14 protein-coding genes are annotated in these 19,333 nt (G+C 43.0%); 4 read left to right on the plus strand and 10 right to left on the minus strand.

What is annotated here, in order from left to right; translation table 11 throughout:
- Together AC1DPZ_RS03175 and AC1DPZ_RS03180 are read left to right on the plus strand one after the other, a co-directional pair.
- On the plus strand, nt 1–2,773 hold a 2,773-nt coding region (locus AC1DPZ_RS03175; RefSeq protein WP_477401195.1), incomplete at its 5' end, for a SusC/RagA family TonB-linked outer membrane protein.
- A gap of 11 nt (nt 2,774–2,784) precedes the next feature.
- A complete protein-coding gene (locus AC1DPZ_RS03180) occupies nt 2,785–4,212 on the plus strand; it encodes a SusD/RagB family nutrient-binding outer membrane lipoprotein (RefSeq protein WP_477401197.1) in 1,428 nt (475 codons plus the stop codon).
- A gap of 84 nt (nt 4,213–4,296) precedes the next feature.
- Here AC1DPZ_RS03180 and trpC read toward each other — a convergent pair whose 3' ends face one another.
- The 10 genes from trpC to AC1DPZ_RS03230 form a co-directional block, all read right to left on the minus strand.
- Nucleotides 4,297–5,079, minus strand: coding sequence for an indole-3-glycerol phosphate synthase TrpC (trpC, locus tag AC1DPZ_RS03185; protein ID WP_477401199.1), 783 nt, complete (start codon nt 5,077–5,079; stop codon nt 4,297–4,299).
- A gap of 87 nt (nt 5,080–5,166) precedes the next feature.
- The gene (locus tag AC1DPZ_RS03190) at nt 5,167–5,739 is read right to left on the minus strand and encodes an anthranilate synthase component II (protein WP_477401200.1); all 573 of its coding nucleotides are present in this window, start codon (nt 5,737–5,739) and stop codon (nt 5,167–5,169) included.
- 39 nt (nt 5,740–5,778) lie between these two features.
- The gene (locus AC1DPZ_RS03195; RefSeq protein ID WP_477401201.1) at nt 5,779–7,188 is read right to left on the minus strand and encodes an anthranilate synthase component I family protein; all 1,410 of its coding nucleotides are present in this window, start codon (nt 7,186–7,188) and stop codon (nt 5,779–5,781) included.
- 234 nt (nt 7,189–7,422) lie between these two features.
- Complete coding sequence (locus AC1DPZ_RS03200) at nt 7,423–7,851, minus strand: cytochrome B (RefSeq protein WP_477401202.1); 429 nt, start codon at nt 7,849–7,851, stop codon at nt 7,423–7,425.
- Between the two features lie 70 nt (nt 7,852–7,921).
- Nucleotides 7,922–8,710 carry a DoxX family protein gene (locus AC1DPZ_RS03205; protein WP_477401204.1) on the minus strand — a complete coding sequence of 263 codons (789 nt, stop codon included), beginning with the start codon at nt 8,708–8,710 and terminating at the stop codon, nt 7,922–7,924.
- Between the two features lie 158 nt (nt 8,711–8,868).
- Nucleotides 8,869–9,492, minus strand: coding sequence for a thiamine phosphate synthase (locus AC1DPZ_RS03210; protein WP_477401205.1), 624 nt, complete (start codon nt 9,490–9,492; stop codon nt 8,869–8,871).
- A 111-nt stretch (nt 9,493–9,603) separates the two neighbouring features.
- A complete protein-coding gene (pafA, locus tag AC1DPZ_RS03215) occupies nt 9,604–11,268 on the minus strand; it encodes an alkaline phosphatase PafA (RefSeq protein WP_477401206.1) in 1,665 nt (554 codons plus the stop codon).
- A gap of 178 nt (nt 11,269–11,446) precedes the next feature.
- A complete protein-coding gene (locus AC1DPZ_RS03220) occupies nt 11,447–12,535 on the minus strand; it encodes an acyl-CoA dehydrogenase family protein (protein WP_477401208.1) in 1,089 nt (362 codons plus the stop codon).
- A gap of 108 nt (nt 12,536–12,643) precedes the next feature.
- Entirely contained in the window at nt 12,644–13,291 is a 648-nt protein-coding gene (gene pnuC, locus AC1DPZ_RS03225; RefSeq protein WP_477401209.1) for a nicotinamide riboside transporter PnuC, read from the minus strand.
- Between the two features lie 112 nt (nt 13,292–13,403).
- Nucleotides 13,404–15,857 carry a TonB-dependent receptor gene (locus AC1DPZ_RS03230; RefSeq protein ID WP_477401211.1) on the minus strand — a complete coding sequence of 818 codons (2,454 nt, stop codon included), beginning with the start codon at nt 15,855–15,857 and terminating at the stop codon, nt 13,404–13,406.
- A gap of 409 nt (nt 15,858–16,266) precedes the next feature.
- Between AC1DPZ_RS03230 and AC1DPZ_RS03235 the strand changes: the two genes are divergently transcribed.
- Nucleotides 16,267–17,322: an acyltransferase family protein gene (locus tag AC1DPZ_RS03235; RefSeq protein ID WP_477401212.1), complete on the plus strand. Its 1,056-nt coding sequence runs from the start codon at nt 16,267–16,269 to the stop codon at nt 17,320–17,322.
- A gap of 197 nt (nt 17,323–17,519) precedes the next feature.
- On the plus strand, nt 17,520–19,265 hold the full coding sequence (gene aspS / locus AC1DPZ_RS03240; RefSeq protein ID WP_477401213.1) for an aspartate--tRNA ligase: 1,746 nt from the start codon (nt 17,520–17,522) through the stop codon (nt 19,263–19,265).
- The last annotated feature ends 68 nt before the right edge of the window (nt 19,266–19,333 follow it).

Raw genomic sequence — 19,333 nt, forward strand, 5'->3', positions numbered from 1 at the left:
AACCAACGTGGTGATCCGCGGTTCAAAATCAATATTTAATTCAAATCAGGCTTTATTTGTGGTGGATGGAGTTCCATTTAATAATGGTGCCCCCTCCGGTTCAACCATTAACTCATCCGACCAAAGGACAGGTCGTGGTGGTTATGACTATGGTAGCCCGGTACAGGATATAAACCCTGATAATATCGAGTCTGTTACCGTGTTAAAAGGCGCGGCAGCAAGTGCGCTGTACGGCTCGCAAGGTGCAAATGGTGTAATATTGATCACCACAAAAAAAGCTAAAAAAGGTTTAGGTATAGTTGTCAATGCCGGTGTTAGTTTAGGGGCAATTGATAAATCCACCTTTACTAAGTACCAAAAAGAATATGGTGGCGGTTACGGTCCGTATTATGAAGATGATTCGGGCTATTTTTGGTTTAGGGATGTTAATGGCGATGGGAAAGATGATCTGGTTGATCCATTAACCGAAGATGCATCATATGGCCATGCATTTAATCCTAACCTGAAAGTTTATCAATGGAATGCATTTTACAAAGGCTTACCAACTTACGGCCAGGCTACCCCCTGGGTTGCAGCAGCAAATGACCCTTCTACATTTTTTGAAAAGCCGGTTTCAAATAACCAAAGTATATTTATTACAAATGGCGGCGACAACGGGTCATTTAAATTGGGTTATACCCGTAATAACGACAATGGTATTTTGCCAAACAGTAATATTCAAAAAAACGCTATTAACTTTGCCGGAACATACAATATTACCAGTAAACTGACTGCCGGAGCTTCTGTTGATTATACCCGTACTGATGGTATTGGCCGGTATGGTACAGGCTATTCGTCAGAGAACGTTTTGGGTAACTTTAGACAATGGTGGCAGGTGAACAATGATATTAAGCAATTGAAGAATGCTTATTATAATAGCCTTGCCCAGGGGGAAAATGGTAATGCTACCTGGAACTTGAGCAACTTTGATGATCCTACTGCTATTTATTGGGATAACCCATATTTTATGCGTTATCAAAACTACGAATCCGACTCCCGTAACCGTTACTTTGGTAATGTTTACGCCAATTATAAACCTACAAGCTGGTTAAATATATTGGGCCGTGTAACCGTTGATAATTGGAACCAATTACAGGATGAACGGCGAGCTATTGGTACAACAGGTGTTTCAAGTTATTCAAGAAGGAATACCGGCTGGAACGAAACAGATTATGACCTGATCGCCAGCATGAATAAAAATATCGGTAAAGATTTCAACCTGAAAGCTGTTGCCGGTACAAACATAAGAAAACAGAGATATCAGGATATTTATGCGATAACCAATGGTGGCTTAATTGTTCCGGGGGTTTATACTTTATCAAACTCGTTAAATACTCCTGATGCACCTATAGAGGCAGATCAAAAGAGAGAGGTTGATGGTATATATGCAGGTGCAACCTTAACCTGGAAAAATACTTACACTCTTGATGGTACCTTAAGACGGGATGTATCCTCAACATTACCAAAAGGGAATAACACTTACTACTACCCGGCAGTTTCCGCAGGTTTTGTTTTCTCCGAATTGCTTAAACAATATACCTGGTTATCATATGGTAAATTAAGGGTCAACTATGCTGAGGTTGGTAATGATGCCCCAATTTACAGTACAATAGATACTTACACTTTAGGTACGCCAATTAACGGGGCGCCGCAGGCTGTTGTAAATGCTACAAAAAACAACGCAAATTTAAAACCCGAGCGTACAAGCAGTACTGAGGGTGGTATTGAGCTGGCCTTTTTTAACAATCGCTTAGGTTTTGATGGAACATATTATGTGAATAAAACCATCGACCAGATCATCCCGGTTACGGTTTCATCAGCAACAGGTTATAGTGCGGCATACCTGAACTCGGGAACGGTACAGAATAAAGGTATCGAACTGTCACTAAATGGAACGCCGGTAAGTTCCAAGAATTTTTCGTGGAAAATTAATGTGAACTTTACCAAAAACAATAGCAAGGTACTTGAGCTGTTTGCAGATGCAACAGGTCAGCAGGCAAAAAACCTCCAAATCGGTACGTTCCAGGGTGGCGTTACAATCAATGCTACTTTAGGCCAGCCGTTGGGAACTATTCGTGGTACCGATTTTATTTATAAAAACGGGCAAAAAGTAGTTGACGGCGATGGCTACTATGAGCAAACAAATACTGCAAACAATGTAATTGGTAACAGCAACCCTAAATGGATAGGTGGTATCAACAACAGTTTCAGGTATAAAGACTTTACATTGAGCTTCCTGATCGATATCAGGAAAGGCGGAAGCGTGTTCTCGTTAGATACCTACTATGGTTATGACACCGGTTTATATCCGCTCACCGCTGGCTTAAATGATAAAGGCAAGCCTTCACGTCTTCCTATAGCAGATGGGGGCGGTGTTATCTTAAAAGGTGTTACCGAAGATGGTCAGCCAAATACCACGCGTGTTGAAAATACAGGCTCGGGCTTGTACGGTTATGAACTTAATCCTAACGCAGGCTTTGTTTATGATGCCGGTTATATTAAATTAAGGCAGGCACAGATTACTTATAGCCTTCCGCAAAAAACAGTATCAAAATTAGGCCCGATTAAAGGTATTGATTTTTCATTGATCGGGCGTAACCTGTGGATTATCCACAAAAATCTGCCTTATGCCGATCCGGAAGAAAGTTTGAGTTCTGGTAACCTCCAAGGGTATCAATCAGGTGCTTACCCAACTGTAAGGACAATTTCACTCAATGCCAAACTAACATTCTAAGAACTACTCAAATGAAAAAAATCATTATAGCAGCCGCAATACCAATGTTATTATTGGGGGCCTGCAAAAAAGATATAACCAGCCTTAACACCAATCCCAAGGGATTTCAAACGGTGCCAGGAACAGCCTTGTTTACACAGGCTCAAAACACTTTGGCAAGCACGCTCGCATCTTCAAATGTTTATTTAAATACTTTCAGGCTGATAGAGCAGCAATGGCAGGAAACTACTTATGTTACCGAAAGTAACTATGATATAAAGAATAATAAAATTCCTGATGGTATCTGGACTGCCTATTATCGTGATGTACTGGAACCATTTGAGCAGGCTAAAGTAAAATTTCCAACGACTATTCTCGATGCCGGAACAGTAAAGAATGATATTGCTATCACGGATATTATGGAGGTGTATACATATTATTACCTGCTAACTACTTTTGGCAATATACCTTATACTGAAGCACTAAAGATTGATAACAAATTTCCTAAGTACGATGATGCTGCTACTGTTTATGCGGCTTTATTAACAAGGTTAGATGCCGACATAGCTGCCCTTGATGAAGGGCAGGGTAGTTTAGGTGATGCAGACCAGGTTTATGGGGGCGATATTGCCAGTTGGAAAAGGTTTGCCAATACATTTAAATTAAAAATGGGCATCACTTTAGCCGATGCCGATAACGCTAAGGCAAAAGCCGCAGTTGAGTCTGCTGTGGCTGCAGGTGTATTTACCAGTAATGCAGATAATGCAGAATTTAAATTCGCTTCGGCCCCGCCAAATACAAACCCAATATGGGTTGACCTGGTGCAAAGCGGCAGGCTTGATTTTATAGCCTCAAAAACTATAGTTGATAACCTGACGGGCGGTGCTGATCCAAGACTTCCTTTATACTTTACAACTGACGCGGCGGGGGGGTACTCCGGCGGTAAAGTTGGCACCAAAAATAGTTATGATGCCTTCTCAAAGCCAAGTACAACTTTAACAGAACCCAATTTTCCAGGCTTATTGTTGGATTATGCTGAAACCGAATTTAACCTGGCAGAAGCGGTTGAAAGAGGTTACAATGTGGGAGGCACAGCAGCTATTCATTACACAAATGGCATAACAGCATCAATTGAATATTGGGGAGGGACTCCTGCCGAGGCTGCAGCCTACATTGTTAAACCAGCTGTTGCTTATGCAACAGCAACAGGTAACTATAAGCAAAAAATAGGATACCAAAAATGGCTGGCATTGTACAACCGTGGATGGGACGCCTGGATAGAAAGCAGGAGGTTAGACTATCCTGTATTGCCTAAACCCGCTAATCCGGTAAGCGATTTCCCAACCAGGTTTACATATCCTGTGGGTGAGCAAAACGTAAACGTAGTAAACTACGATAAGGCTTCTGCAGCTATTGGCGGCGATTTGGTAACTACCAAATTGTTTTTTGATAAGAATTAATCGCAGGCATGCATTATAATAAAACAACAGAGGGGTTTGCCAAATGGCAAACCCCTCTGTTGTTTTGACACGATATTTTTAACTTTATAGCTGCGCTACAAAATCGCGCATGGCCTGCCCGGGGTCTTCCTGCTTCATAAAGGTTTCGCCAATTAAAAAGCCATTAAAACCTTCCAGCTTAAGGTGCCTTATTGTTGCGGGGTCGCTAATGGCGCTTTCTGAGATCTTCATAAACTCGGCTGGGATATGTTTGGCCAGTTTGTATGATGTTTCTACCGAAACGGAAAAATCGGCCAGGTTACGGTTATTTACACCGATAGCATCTAATTTGGGGTGGATACTGCGCTCCAGCTCTTCGAGGTTATGAACTTCCAGTAATACATTCAAGCCAATACTTTTAGCCAATGTGGCCAGTTTATCTATCTCGGCAGGTGTAAGTATAGCGGCTATCAGCAGGATTATATCAGCGCCTAATGATTTAGCTTCTATTACCTGGTATTCATCTATCATAAAATCCTTACGTAAAACCGGGATGTTGTTTACTGAACGGGCCTTCTTAAGGTCGGCCTTACGCCCCATGAAAAAATCCCTATCGGTTAAAACAGAGAGCGCTGAAGCCCCTGCAGCCGCGTAATCGGTTGTTACTTTGCTAACCCTAACCTTGTCGTTAATAATGCCCTTTGAAGGCGATTTGCGCTTGAATTCGGCTATAATACCTGTACGAGCGGGGTCAAGCAGAAATTCTTTGAATGAATAGGTTTCCCGGTGGAAATATTCAGATTCTTCCAGTTCGATATATGAAGTTCGTTTTTTGGCGTACTCCACTTCCTTTTTTTTATTGGCAACTATTTTATCAAGTATTGTCATGTATCAAATCTTAAAAACAAATGTCATTGCTTCGTACCCCGCAATGACATTTGTGTTTGTTAACACAAAGTTATCATTATCCGTCAATTACCGGTTTAACCAGTTCTGCATCATTTCTTTCCCGTACTCCGTGAGTATAGATTCCGGGTGAAACTGTACTCCCCGTACGTCATATTCACGATGTGATAATGCCATGATTGAATTATCGGATTCGTCAATTGCAGTAATTTTTAATACTTCGGGAAAACCATCATTTTTTACTACCCATGAATGGTAGCGGCCTACCTTAAAACTCTCGGGAAGCCCTTTAAAAATCTCCTCCTGGTCATCGGTAATCCTTATCGGCGTAGCAATACCATGCATCGGCTGGCTAAGATTGTATAAGCTGCCACCAAAAACTTCTGCTATAGCCTGCTGGCCTAAACAAACACCCAAAATGCTTTTTGTAGGCGAATATTTTTCGATCACCTCCAGCAGCAACCCTGCCTCTGAAGGTATGCCAGGTCCCGGTGACAGGATAATCTTATCATAAGCATCCACATCTTCTATTGCAAATTTATCGTTCCGCCAAACCTCGCATTGGCGGCCAAGCTCGTTAACCAAATGCACCAGGTTGTAGGTGAAGGAATCGTAATTGTCTATTATTAATATTTTGTTCATGTTGTAAATTCTAAATCCTAAAAACCAAATCCGAAATATCTAAAGTTCCTCCGCCAGTTCAACAGCCCTTCTTAAAGCCGCTATTTTGTTATCAACCTCCTTCAGTTCACTTTCGGCCACAGAGCCCGCTACAATGCCTGCTCCTGCCTGGTAATGCAGGGTGTTGTTTTTGCTGAGGAACGAGCGGATCATGATAGCGTGGTTAAATTCACCATTGAAACCCATGAACCCTATGGCGCCGCTGTAAAAGCTGCGTTTAGCTTTTTCGTTCTCATCAATAATCTCCATTGCCCGGTATTTTGGCGCGCCGCTTAGCGTACCGGCAGGGTAGGTATCGGCCACAATTTTAAATGATGATACGCCTGGCAAAAGCTTTCCGCTTACGTGCGATACCAGGTGGATGAGGTGGGAGTAATATTGTACTTCTTTAAAAGCCTTAACTTTTACCTGCTCGCAATGGCGGCTCAGGTCGTTACGTGCAAGGTCAACAAGCATCACGTGTTCGGCAGATTCTTTGGGGTCGTTCTCCAGGTTGCGGGCTATTTCTGCATCCTTTTCATCATCGCCGCTACGTTTAAAGGTGCCTGCTATAGGGAATATGCTGGCTATGTTGTTTTTTATGGTGATTTGCGCTTCGGGCGATGAACCAAAGATCCTGAAATCGCCGTAATCAAAATAAAATAAATATGGCGACGGGTTAACGGAGCGTAACGCACGGTAAACATTAAATTCATCGCCCTGGAAAGTGCGGGAGAAGGCCCTCGAAGGTACTATCTGGAAAACATCGCCCCTGAAAATATGCTGCTTCATTTTTTCAACAATGGCTATAAATTCCTCGTTGGTAAGGTTTGATTTTTCGGCAGCGCTGCTTTTAAAACTGTATTCGGGGAAGTTTTTATTTTTGATAAGGTATTCCAGTTTCTCGATACCGCCGTTGGTTGGTCCGCCCTCGCTTTGGTTATAGAAAATGTATAGCTCGTTCTTGAAATGATCAACCGCGATAATGTAACGGTAAATATGGTATTGCATCACCGGGATCTGCCGGCTAACATCGTCACTTTGTTTTAGTTTGATGGTTTCGAAATGCTCAACTGCCTCGTGCGTAAAATAACCAAACAAGCCATTCGAAATTATTTTAAGCGGATTGGGATCGGTTTCAAAACTGCCAATAAATTGGTTAAGCTGGTCTATCAATTCAAACGTACCCGCTTCATGGCTTTCCTGGCTGCCATCGGGATATTGTTTTTTTAGAACGCCATTGTTGAGCACCAGGCCGGCAATTGGTTCGCAGCAAATGTAACTTAAACTGTTTTCGCGGCTGTGGTAGTCAGAACTTTCCAGCAACAGCGAGTTGGGGAATACATCGCGAAGGCGAAGATAAATGCTTACCGGGGTGGTGGTATCGGCAAGTAGTTTTTTATAGGTGGTGGTTATTTTAAAAGTGCTCATGTTTTACGTTCAAAATATATTTTAATAAAAAAACCCGACGAATTGGGGTCGCCGGGTTTCCTACTTAGGTTTACAATTGATTAGATTATCTCTGACCAAAAACGTGCCCGGCTGCCAAATTTAATTGGTGCCACCAGCTGTTTTTATGTGAGTTTTTAATCATCGAGGTCACAAATTTATAAAGAAAAATGAATTATCAAATTTATTTAGAAACTATTTATTTGCTAAATCCTATTAGCTACGTGGAATTAGTATAATACCCACCAAAATAATTAATAAAGCAATGATATAAAAGATAGCAACAACCTTATGCTTACCTTCGGGAGTTGCTGCTTTTTTAGATTTACTGTGGCCAATGGTGATTAAAACAATAGCTATTACCATCATAACCCAGTGTTCAACAGTAAAATAACGGCTCACATTGTTTTTCATGGTTTCACTGTTGAATTGTACAAGCGGACTAATAAAGTACAGTACTATGCCAATAAGCAACTGTGTATGTGCCGATATCAGGGCAAACAAATTGAGCTTGCGGTTGCCATTGGTATAGGGTTTTTTACCCAGCCAGCCAATTAATGAGCCAATAATGGCTGCCAATATTAATGCCAGTACAATATACCTGAACCCGGAATGAAGATGTTGTAAAAAGCTATAAGCTGTCATGCTATGGAATTTTTGCGTGAATATACAACAAAACCAAATCAGCTAAAACAACTACAACTGTTTTGACCAATTACTGACCCGTTTCAGGTCTCCTGGGTTTATACATTCCGGCTATTAAAAACGCTATGCCGCTAAAACCCAATGCTTCAAAAACGCTGGTCCACTCGTTGCCATCGCCACTGTGCGGATCGGCAATGGCCCGGGGAATGTGCAGCATAAAAAGCCATAAAAGAAGCGCTACACCTAAGAGGGTGGCTGCCAGCTTTACCTTAACCCGGAGCACAATGGCTGCCCCTGCGGCAATAAGCGCTACGCCGGCAAAGTATGTCCAAAACAGAGGAAAAGGAAGCCATGCCGGTACAAGCGTTGCTACAAATGTGGGATACACAAAATGCATGATACCGAAAATGATTATGGTGGTTGCAAAGAAATACGGGCCGGCCGGTCTTAACTTTTCGGTTACAACATCAATCCCGCTTATTTTATGGGTTGGGAGTGATGTGGCCACAATTAAAGCGCCGCCGCAAAAGGCTAACATTTTCAATGCGTTGGTCCAGCCACCCAGGTTATTCGAATTGGTTTTTATGTTGTAAGGAATATGAAAAAGGACCAGCATCAGGAGTAGCGAAGCACCTAAATAATCGGCTACTACGTGCGAATTGATACCCGCCATAATAGCTATTGATATTAATATTAGCAGGATACTTACCACGCACATGCAGAAAGTGCTTTGTTCGATGAACGTTGGTTCCGGGGGCATAATCACCGGTCTGAAACCGGTGTAAATAAATTGCTGTACGGCAATCGCAATTAGCGAAACGGCAAAGAATGCCCGCCATACTTTATTATAGGTTTCCATGGTATTTAGAATTAGGTATTGGAATAATATGCAATTTACGCATTCAATAGCTAATTTGATCTTACCAATGAAAATATTGTGTGTTAGCGTGTTACGATGTATTGTTTAGTTTGTTTGGAGGAAAAATAAGGGCTTTAAGTGGTGCCCTGCTCCGTTTTTCAATATAGTGTTCTGTACAGCTCCTTCACCATACCCGCAGGATCGGGCGAGAGGTTAATGGCGGACGAAACAGCGATGCCATAAATTCCAATTTTAAGCAGTTGCTCTACATCTTTTAACCCGATGCCGCCTACTGCAATGACAGGAATATCAATAGATTTTTTTACTAATTGGCGGTAACCATCATAACCTAACAAGGGAAAATCATTCGGCTTGGTATCCGTATATGCAAACGGACCATATGCACAGTAATCAACCACACCCAGGGTTTGTATATTTAGGAGTTCGGCCTGGTTAGTTGCCGATGCTCCCAAAGTTTTATCCTCGCCTATGGCTTTGCGAATGGCTACAAAATCGGCTTCCAGATCTTCTATGTGTACACCTTGCACATCAACCAGGTGAAGGAGGTGGTAATGGTTAGCTATGATAAGTGTAGCGCCCCATTCGTCACAAATTTCGGCTATCTCGTTTATTTCATCTATCAGTTCATTGCCAGCTTTGGTCATGCAACGGTATTGTACCCAATTGGCTCCGGCGCCGCAAGCTATCTGCACCTGTTCTGCATGGCTGCGGTTTGGCAGATCCTGTGTTATATAATGAAATTTGGAAATGTATTTTTTCATGATTTTAAGTAGTTGGAAAGACCGAAAGTCCGGAAGTCGGAAAGTTTAATTTTTATTTTGGAAGAACGTCTTGAAAATTCATCTTCCGTACTTTCCGACTTTCGGACTTTCCTATTTTATCACCTCGCTGATTGTCTTCCCAATACAGCCGTCTGGAGCCTGTATATGGAGCAGTGATGCTATAGTAGCGGCAATATCAGTCATGTGGGTTTGACGGGTTAGGCTGCCATGGTTAATGCCCCAGCCCATAAATACAAGTGGAATATGGGTATCATATGGTGCCCAGGTTCCATGCGTAGTGCCGGTTGCACCATGACCCGAAAAATATCCGGGTTTTAAAACAACCTGGATAACGCCACTATGCTCTGTATTATAACCGTTGATAATACGGGTGCGCAAATCCTCGGGAATGGTTGCAGTATTTACCTTTTGCATATCAACGGCAAATTGAACAGCCGGTTGTTTTTGCAGGTACTGGATACAATCAAGCTTTATTGCCTCCTCGCTTACCCCAGCTTTTTTAATAGCGGCATTGTTAAGGTTAACCTGGTAATTATCCATGCTGATAACCAGCTTGTCGGCTTTGTATTTGTCGTTCAGCATAGTGTTCATTTCTTTTTGGGCCAGGCCTTCATCCCAGGTACCGGCCGGGATGTTATGATCTGCCAGGAAGCCCGGGTTATGCGCGGCGCCATGATCGGCACTTAAAAATACCGAATAATTGCCCTTGCCAACTGTAGCATCAAGGTAGGTAAAAAATGAGGCCAGGTCGCGGTCAAGCCTCAGGTAGGTATCCTCAATCTCCACTGAGTTGGGGCCGAATTGATGCCCGATATAATCGGTTGAGGAAAGGCTCACGGCCAAAAAGTCGGTAACGGTGTTTTTTCCTAATTGCTCACTTTCAACAGCTGCTTTGGCCAGATCAAGCGTCATTGAGTTTCCGTAAGGGGTTGAGCGGATCATTCCTAAATGGCCTTTATATAGTGCTGATGTTTTAACAGGCATGGTTGGCGCTTCCATTCCTGCAAATTTGCCTTCGTATCTGGGGCTGTTATCGGGTGCGCTTTGCAGATATGTAGTGAGCGGGTAAAGCGTGTTCCAATCCTGTTTAAGGTATTTTTCGGGGATCTTTTGATCGTTGAATTTTTTAACCCAGGCAGGCAGATCGGCCATGTAATAGGTGCTGCTTATCCAGTTGCCGCTGGCATCATCAAACCAATAGGCGGCGTTTGCAGTATGACCTGCGGGCAAAATGCCTCCCCTGTCTTTCAATGCAATGCCAATGACCTTCGAGCGGAAATTGGTGGCCAGTCTTAATTCGTCGGTAACGGTACTTACCAGCAAATTGCGGGGCGACATTTGCCCGGCTTTTGAGGTGCTGCCAACAGTGGTAACCGTGCTATCATCGGTACAGTACACAGATTTTCCTGTTGCCTGAACAATAAAGTCGTTGCCTGCTATGCCRTGAATTGCGGGCACAGAGCCGGTGTAGATACACGAATGACCGGCGGCTGTTACGGTAGGTATATAATCAATATTGGTGTTTTCGCAGGTAAAGCCTTCATTTAGCATCCGTTTAAATCCGCCGCTTTGGTAACGGTCATAATAGCGGTAAAGGTAATCCCAGCGCATTTGATCAACTACCAAACCAACAACTAATTTAGGGCGGGGTACCGAAGTTGTTGAAGTGGCGGTGGTAGTGGTTTTTCTTTTTTGTGCCGATGCAGAAACGGTGATTACAGATAAGGAAATAAGCAGCAGATGTTTAAACTTCATTTTTATATTGCTTTGAATCGGGCAAATATCAGCAATGAAATTAAAAAGCTGTGTGAAGTTTGTGTTAATTATAGGGTTTTGTTACAAAGTAAAAAACAAAACATTAAAATCGGCAGGACGGATAAAATACCGGGTTTTAATGCAGGGGTATCTCAAGCACTTCCGTTATAACCGGAATTTAACTGAGGCTATTCAGCAGGGAGTGCTGGCTTGCGGTGTGCAGATCGCGCCATACCTGGCTGATTTCGGTATCGGGGTTGGCGGCTTGCAAGCCGCAGTAGGGGTACAGCTGGTCTACAAATTCTCTTGCTGTTTTGGCAAGCTTGCGGCTATTTGTACTTACCTCGTTTAAATACCCGGCATCACCTGTTAAACCACTTCGCCATGATGCATCAACTACTATGAAAAATTCCTGGCGGATTTCATGCAATTTGGCGGTCAGCTCATCCAGTAAMTGTTTCGTAGTTTCTTTTTGGACTGTGCTAACCCGTTTGCCCAATTGTTTTTCTTCAAACAGTGGTCCGCAAAGATCAAGAAAGTGGACCGCTAAACCCGAAATATTTGCCGCAAGGGTTGCTTCGGCTAATTGCAAAAAAGGGTAGCGGTATAGTGGCTCATCTATCACCGTAAATTCCGGGTCGATCCTGAAACATCTGTCGGCCTTAACAAAAAGATCCTTCACCTCATAGGCATCGCTGCCGGTTGCCATCATGCCGATGTATTTCCATGCAGGTAAAATTTCAACATCTTTCCTGTCGAAAATAAAAGGGAGGATCAGTTCACTGCCATCGTCATTTAAAACAGTTTCTTCGCCGTTTTTGATAATGCAATTGGCTGTTATGTGTGTGGCATGGTGTACCCCGCTTGTATATTTCCAGGTGCCGTTGATGATGTAGCCATCATGGGTAACGGTTGCTGTGCCGGTAGATGCACCGCTCCCGGCCAAACATAAATAAGGATTACCAGCTAATTCCTGCGCTATTTGTGGCGATAAAAACCCACCAAACCACCCTGCCCCGCTACACAGGGTTACTACCCATCCCAGGCTGCCATTGGCCCAGGCCAGACTTTCTTCCAGGCGTACCATGTCAGGTAAGGCCAGCTGCAAACCCGAGTATGCTTCAGGAACAAGAAATTTAAACCAGCCCTGTTCATATATCAATGCCAATTGATCGGGATGCAGCATGCCCAGTCTTTCGGCTTTGGGTGCCGCATCGCGAATGGTTTTTACCCATTCGGGTTTTAATAAATATGATGGACGATTCATTTTAGCTAAAGGCTCAAAGCAAAAAGCTCAAAGCAATTTTTAAAGTTCATGAAAACTTTGCGCATTTAGAGAACGCCTTAAAACACAAAGCAATTTGTAAGTTTACCGTTAAAAGCTTTCGGCCTTTAGCTTTCGGCTTTCAGCTCCCTCTTTGACTTTCTTTCTCCAGTCAAAATATCCAAAAATGGCTATTACGAATAAAAAGACGGTTAGCAGGGCAAACATGGGCAGGTGTTTATAAAACAAAATAGGTACCGCAAACAGGTTTGATATATTTAAAAAAATCCAGTTCTCAATTTTTCTCCTTGCCAGCAGCCACATGCCTGCCCAGGCGGTTGAAGTTATCAATGCATCCCAAACCGGCACATTTGATGGTGTAAAATACTTAGCTGGCAGGTTTTTGAGCAATACATAAAAAAACACCCAGCCAACAACACATATGGCAATGCTTATTTTCCACTCGGCGTTGGTGCTCCATGAAATTTGTACAGGCGGCTCGTTTCGCCGTTTTATCCAGTACCACCAGCCGTAAACGCTCATTACAACGTAATACACGTTCAGGATAGATTCGGCATAAAGCCCAACATTAAGTAAAAGATAAATAGCAATCGCGGTGCTCAAAATACCTGCCGGATAAAGCCAGATGCTATTGCGGCGTGCCAGCAAAACTTCGGCAACACCCAGGGCAACGGCAAGCCATTGCACCCAGTTGGTTTCCTTTATTTGTTCTATAAAAAGAGATATCAAATCATTCATAACTCCCGTTTTCGTTAGTACCACTGTTCTGTCTGAATATTACCCGCCCAGATTCGTGAAATTCGCTTAAATTCGTGACCGTTCGTGTTGATTCAATTCGTGAATATTCGTGTCAGAAATTAAGATTCAACGATGCCAGAAAATTGCGCGGCGCCTGCGGGAAATAGTAATTGTAGTTAACCACATTGCCGCCTTCAATATCAGGATAAGTAGCGCCGTTAGCCTCATACTTTTTGCTGAAGATGTTGCTAACCTGTAAGCCCAATCCAATGTTTTTAACCCCGCTGATGCTGAAATTATACCGCAGCCTTACATCGCTCGTAAAATAACTTTTCAGGTAACGGTTGGCTGCATAAGGGTTGCCAATATTATCTGGTGCTATGTTGAAGCCTGCAGGGTTTTGGTTCATGGTATTATCTAAATATTGCCTGCTCACGTATTTGCTGATGAAAGCAATTTCGCCGCCTTTAACAGGGCTGTAGCTGATGATGCTTGCGCTGGTAAGCGATGGCGAGTAGGCAATGGTTGTTGTTTTAAACGATTCTTCAACTAATGTGCCATCATCATAATTGGATAAAAACTGGTGATAGTTTTTGATCTTGTTGGCACTCCAGGTAGCGGTAAGTCCCCAGTTAAGCTGGCTGGTTAACCTTACCTTGCCATCAAGTTCCACGCCCGCGCGATAGCTATCGGCAACGTTGGTGCGTATTTGCGATCCTACATCATTTAGCGCGCCGGTTAATATCAGCTGGTTTTTGTACAACATGTAAAACCCGTTAATGCCGCCGCTAAAAAATTTGCCTACGGTACGGTAACCCGCTYCAAAATCCTTAAGGTTTTCGGCTTTTGGCCTTTTTTGCGGAACAGAGTTTATGTAATCATCGCGATTTGGCTCGTGGTTACCTACCGCAAATGATGCATACACATTGCTTTGCTCATTAAGCTGATAGGTTATACCCAGTTTAGGGTTAAAAAAGTTAAGTTCTACACTTTGCTGCGCATTGTTCAGGTTCCTGTCGATACCGTAAAAATTGTAGTAAATATGGCGGTATTGCACATCTGCATACAACAAAACATTGCTTAAATGCCACTCTGCGCGGTAAAAAATATTAAAGTCGTTCTTTTTGGCATTATCGCGGTAATACTCATAATTGGGGCCTATGCCGGCGCTTTCTTTGGTATAAATAACATTGCCATAATGCGCGCCCGAGTATTGGTTATAAGCGCCGCCCAAAGTCATGTTCAGGTTGCTTTCGGGTTGATATTTGAGGGCATAGGTAACGCCATAAAATTCATTATCCAACCAGCGGCGGCGGGCCAGGTCAGTTGTGGCAATAGTATCTGTACCAATGATCACTGGTTTTAAACCATAATTGGCTACGGCATCCTGCTGGCGAAACTCCTCGTAGTAACCTTTGCCTTTTGTATAATGCAGCGCGCCGCTGAACGACAGCTTATCGCTTATCTTTTGATCGTACAATAACTGATAATGGTTTTGCAGGTAGTCATCAACCTGGTCTTTATAAAACGAGCCATCGGCCATTAAGCCCAATTCGTTGTAGGTACGATTGTCGGCCCGGGTATTATCGCCAATAACATAATCGGCAATGCCGTTCCAGGCCTGGTAGGTGCGTTCATGGCCCGATATTACGTTGGCCCTTATGGTACTGTTTTTACCATACCAGGCGGCGCTCAGGTAAAGAGATTTTAAATCGGACGTTGCCCTATCGATATAGCCATTGGAGTGGATGCGCGATAACCGGCCATCTAAACTAAAATGTCCGCCTAATAAACCGGTGCCGGCGTTAACTGTGTTTTTGATAGAGCCGTAAGAGCCTGCCGATGTATTGATCTCGGCATAAGCGGTGTCTCTGCGTGTGGTTGTTTGAATATTGATGCTGCCGCCGAATGCGCCGGCACCGTTGGTTGATGTACCAACACCACGCTGTACCTGGATATTATCAACAGATGAGGCCAGATCGGGCAGATCAATAAAGTATGATCCCTGGCTTTCGGCATCATTCAACGGAATTCCATTGATGGTAACGTTAACCCTTGTAGCATCAGAACCGCGGATGCGGATACCGGTATAGCCTATACCCGCGCCTGCATCAGATGTGGTTACTACCGATGGCGTAAGGCTCAACAGGTAAGGCAAATCCTGCCCGAAGTTGTTTTTAGCAAGGTCCTTTTTACTTAAGTTGGTGAATGCGGTAGGTGAGTTTTTAACCGCACGGGTTGAGCTAACGGTAACTTCCTCGGCTGTAAACGTATTGCTGTTAAGCTTTATGTTAATAACCGCGGTGCTGCCTAAAACAATGCTTTTGCCGGTGGTTTGGTAACCAACATAACTGGCTTTTAATGTGTAGTTGCCAGGCTTTAAATCGTTAAATTGATACTTGCCGGTTGCATCAGCAATAGCATTGACAGCCGGGTTAGTGATGGTGACGGTTGCGCCGGGCAGTGCTTCGCCGGATTGGTTAGTGATTTTTCCGGATATGGAAAGCTGGGCCGATGCCAGGGCGGGCAGCAGCAGGGCCATGACAGCCGCGAATACATTTTTCAAAGTTTTTAAAAATAAAATAGTTAAACTGCTCATCAGGGTACAATTGCAGTATACTTAACTTGTTACCTCTCCCTACGCCGGCATTACCCGGATCAGGTGTAGCCCCCCAGCCCCCTGAAGGGGGAGCAAGTAGGCTAAAGGCTGGCTTTAAACTAAAAACTCCCCCTTTAGGGGGTTGGGGGGACATGGGTTTGATCTCAGCCTGTCTTTCAGTTTGGTAAAAACAAATTGCTTGTTTTTTATTTCACCAAAGCAAGGCACCCCTTGAGAATTATGACGCAAAGATAGGATTTGAATTTGGTGCATGCAAGTAGTTGTTGGATTCGGCAGTTGTCGCGTATAAATAACCTGCCCCTTGCCTTTGATATTTTAAGGCCATATTAAGATTATTTATAGTTTTGTTATAACTATGGTAACTGTTCGGCAATTAGATTCGGGAAGAGATAATAATTTTGATTTGCTTAGGTTTATTGCTGCTTCACTTGTAGTTTTTTCTCATTCTTTTTTGGTAACTGATACACTTAAAAGCGAACCAATGGTAAGGTTACTTGGTTTTATGACTTTTGGGAATATGGGTGTTAAGGTTTTTTTTGCTGTCAGCGGTTTTCTTATAACTAAAAGCCTTTTCAGGCAGCCCTCACTTGGTAGCTTTGTGTGGGCACGTTTCCTCAGGATTTTTCCGGGATTGTTTTTAACCGCCATTTTTTGCGCGTTTATCATTGGCCCCCTATGTACAACTTTACCTTTGAGTAAATATTTTACCAGTATCGCAGTTTATGATTTTACATGGCGATTAGCTACGCTTCATAATTTTAACAATGCTTTACCCGGTACCTTCAAAACAAACCCTTACCCCGACAGTGTAAACAGCCCCATCTGGACATTACCGGCCGAATTACTGATTTACCTATGCGTTTTGCTTTTAGGTGTTTTATTACTCCTGGTTAAAAAGCAGTTCGGGAAGCTTTTGATAGCATTACCGGTATTAATTGTTGTTTTTGTTTTTTTCTGGGGAATACCCTATGAGGCATGGTATATAAGCTATATTTTTTCGTGGTCGACGTTGTTTTTTTTGGGCGCATGTTGCTACCTGTTTCGTAATAAAATAATTATAAGCCTACCCCTGTTGCTGGGTATGTTTATTGTTTTTTATGCCTGGTTCCATTTCAGATTGCCGTATATTGATTATGTTGTTGATATGCCACTGGTATACGGTATTTTGGTTTTTTCATATCATCCCAAACTGCAGGTTAAAAGCTTTCATAAACTTGGCGATTTTTCATACGGGCTTTATATTTATGCATTTCCTATTCAGCAATTGCTTACCTTAAAATTTCCGGCATTAACGCCAACAGCACATTTTTTTTACACTTTTCCTTTGGTGCTTCTTCTGGCTGTACTGTCATGGTACTTTGCAGAAAAACCAATGCTGAAATTGAAAACAACAACATTGTTTAAAAGGTAAGATATTGTGTTAATCACAGATAAATCACCCAAAACAGGTAATTCTGCTATAAGAATATTACTATAATAAGATAGCCGCAGAAAGCCTAAAAAATCAAATTTTTATTACTTATATCATAAAGGTTCTTCAGCTTTCTGCTTTTACCTTTCGGCTTTCACCTCAAAAATGTACTTTTGCGAACTTTTATAAATATTGTTATGCTTAGAACTCATACCTGCGGCGAATTAAATATCAGCAACTTAGGTCAATCTGTTACCTTGTGCGGATGGGTACAAAAATCGCGCGATTTGGGCGGTACCACGTTTATTGATATGCGTGACCGTTATGGTTTAACTCAACTAATTTTCAATACTGATACCGATGCCGCGCTGCGCGAAAAAAGCCGTGAGCTTGGTCGTGAGTTTGTGATAAAGGTTACAGGTAAAGTGCTTGAGCGCTCCAATAAAAACACAAAAATACCAACCGGCGAGATTGAGATTGCTGTTGAGGATATAGAAATACTTAACTCGGCTAAAACCCCTCCATTCCAGATAGAGGACGAAACCGACGGGGGCGAGGAGCTTCGCGCCAAATACCGTTATCTTGATTTGCGCCGTGCACCAATACGCAATAACCTTATCCTTCGCCACAAAATGGCACAGGAGATTCGTAAATATTTAAGCGACCTGGAGTTTATTGAGGTAGAAACCCCGGTACTGATTAAATCGACACCTGAAGGTGCACGTGATTTTGTGGTGCCAAGCCGCATGAATCCGGGCGAGTTTTACGCCTTGCCGCAATCGCCCCAAACATTTAAGCAATTGCTGATGGTAAGCGGGTTCGACCGTTATTTCCAGATAGTTAAATGTTTCAGGGATGAAGATTTAAGAGCTGACCGCCAGCCGGAATTTACACAGATTGACTGCGAACTATCGTTCATTACACAGGAGGATATCCTGAATATTTTTGAAGGCCTTACCCGCCACCTGTTTACTACAGTAAAAGGTATCGATCTGGGTGATTTTCCGCGCATGCAATATGCAGATGCTATGCGCCTGTACGGTTCTGATAAACCGGATGTGCGTTTTGGGATGGAGTTTGTGGAGCTGAATGATATTGTTAAAGGAAAAGGCTTTGGTGTTTTTGATAATGCCGAACTGGTAGTTGGTATCAACGCAAAAGGTTGCGCCAGCTACACCCGTAAACAATTAGATGAAATAACCGAATGGTTAAAACGCCCCCAAATTGGTGTTACGGGCATGATATATTGCCGCTACAATGATGATAGTACGCTAAAATCATCGGTTGATAAATTTTACAGTGAAGATGAGCTGACCAACTGGGCTGCCGCATTTGAAGCCGAAAAAGGCGATTTAATGCTGGTATTGGCCGGGTCAACAGATAAAGTACGTAAGCAACTGAACGAACTTCGCCTGGAAATGGGCAGCCGTTTAGGTTTGCGCGATAAAAATAAATTTGCACCACTTTGGGTATTGGATTTTCCTTTACTGGAATGGGACGAGGAAACCAGCCGTTACCATGCCATGCACCACCCATTCACCTCGCCAAAACCAGAGGATATTGCCCTGCTTGATACCGACCCGGGAGCAGTACGTGCAAATGCGTATGACCTGGTAATTAACGGTACCGAGGTTGGCGGCGGCTCTATCCGTATCCATGATCGTGCTACCCAGTCGCTGATGTTTAAGCACTTAGGCTTTTCTGCAGAAGAGGCGCAAAAGCAGTTTGGCTTTTTAATGGATGCCTTTGAATTTGGCGCACCTCCGCATGGTGGTTTGGCCCTTGGGTTTGATCGCCTGGTATCTATTTTTGCCGGTTTGGATTCTATTCGTGATGTAATCGCATTCCCTAAAAACAATTCGGGCCGCGATGTGATGATCGATTCACCATCAACCATTGCTGATACCCAGATGAATGAACTTAAAATTAAAACAACGGTATAAGTAAGTTTTTTTGAATTGTAGCGTTTATGGCGATTAAAGCGTATCCATATTAAACTGATCTTTATTTA

This window comes from Mucilaginibacter sp. P4_G9 (genome assembly GCF_056400985.1).

What these genes read in the sequence shown, in the direction of transcription:
- AC1DPZ_RS03180 (WP_477401197.1), top strand. Translation starts at nt 2,785, where the DNA reads ATGAAAAAAATCATTATAGCAGCCGCAATACCAATGTTATTATTGGGG.
- trpC (WP_477401199.1), bottom strand. Translation starts at nt 5,079, where the DNA reads ATGACAATACTTGATAAAATAGTTGCCAATAAAAAAAAGGAAGTGGAG.
- AC1DPZ_RS03190 (WP_477401200.1), bottom strand. Translation starts at nt 5,739, where the DNA reads ATGAACAAAATATTAATAATAGACAATTACGATTCCTTCACCTACAAC.
- AC1DPZ_RS03195 (WP_477401201.1), bottom strand. Translation starts at nt 7,188, where the DNA reads ATGAGCACTTTTAAAATAACCACCACCTATAAAAAACTACTTGCCGAT.
- AC1DPZ_RS03200 (WP_477401202.1), bottom strand. Translation starts at nt 7,851, where the DNA reads ATGACAGCTTATAGCTTTTTACAACATCTTCATTCCGGGTTCAGGTAT.
- AC1DPZ_RS03205 (WP_477401204.1), bottom strand. Translation starts at nt 8,710, where the DNA reads ATGGAAACCTATAATAAAGTATGGCGGGCATTCTTTGCCGTTTCGCTA.
- AC1DPZ_RS03210 (WP_477401205.1), bottom strand. Translation starts at nt 9,492, where the DNA reads ATGAAAAAATACATTTCCAAATTTCATTATATAACACAGGATCTGCCA.
- pnuC (WP_477401209.1), bottom strand. Translation starts at nt 13,291, where the DNA reads ATGAATGATTTGATATCTCTTTTTATAGAACAAATAAAGGAAACCAAC.
- AC1DPZ_RS03235 (WP_477401212.1), top strand. Translation starts at nt 16,267, where the DNA reads ATGGTAACTGTTCGGCAATTAGATTCGGGAAGAGATAATAATTTTGAT.
- aspS (WP_477401213.1), top strand. Translation starts at nt 17,520, where the DNA reads ATGCTTAGAACTCATACCTGCGGCGAATTAAATATCAGCAACTTAGGT.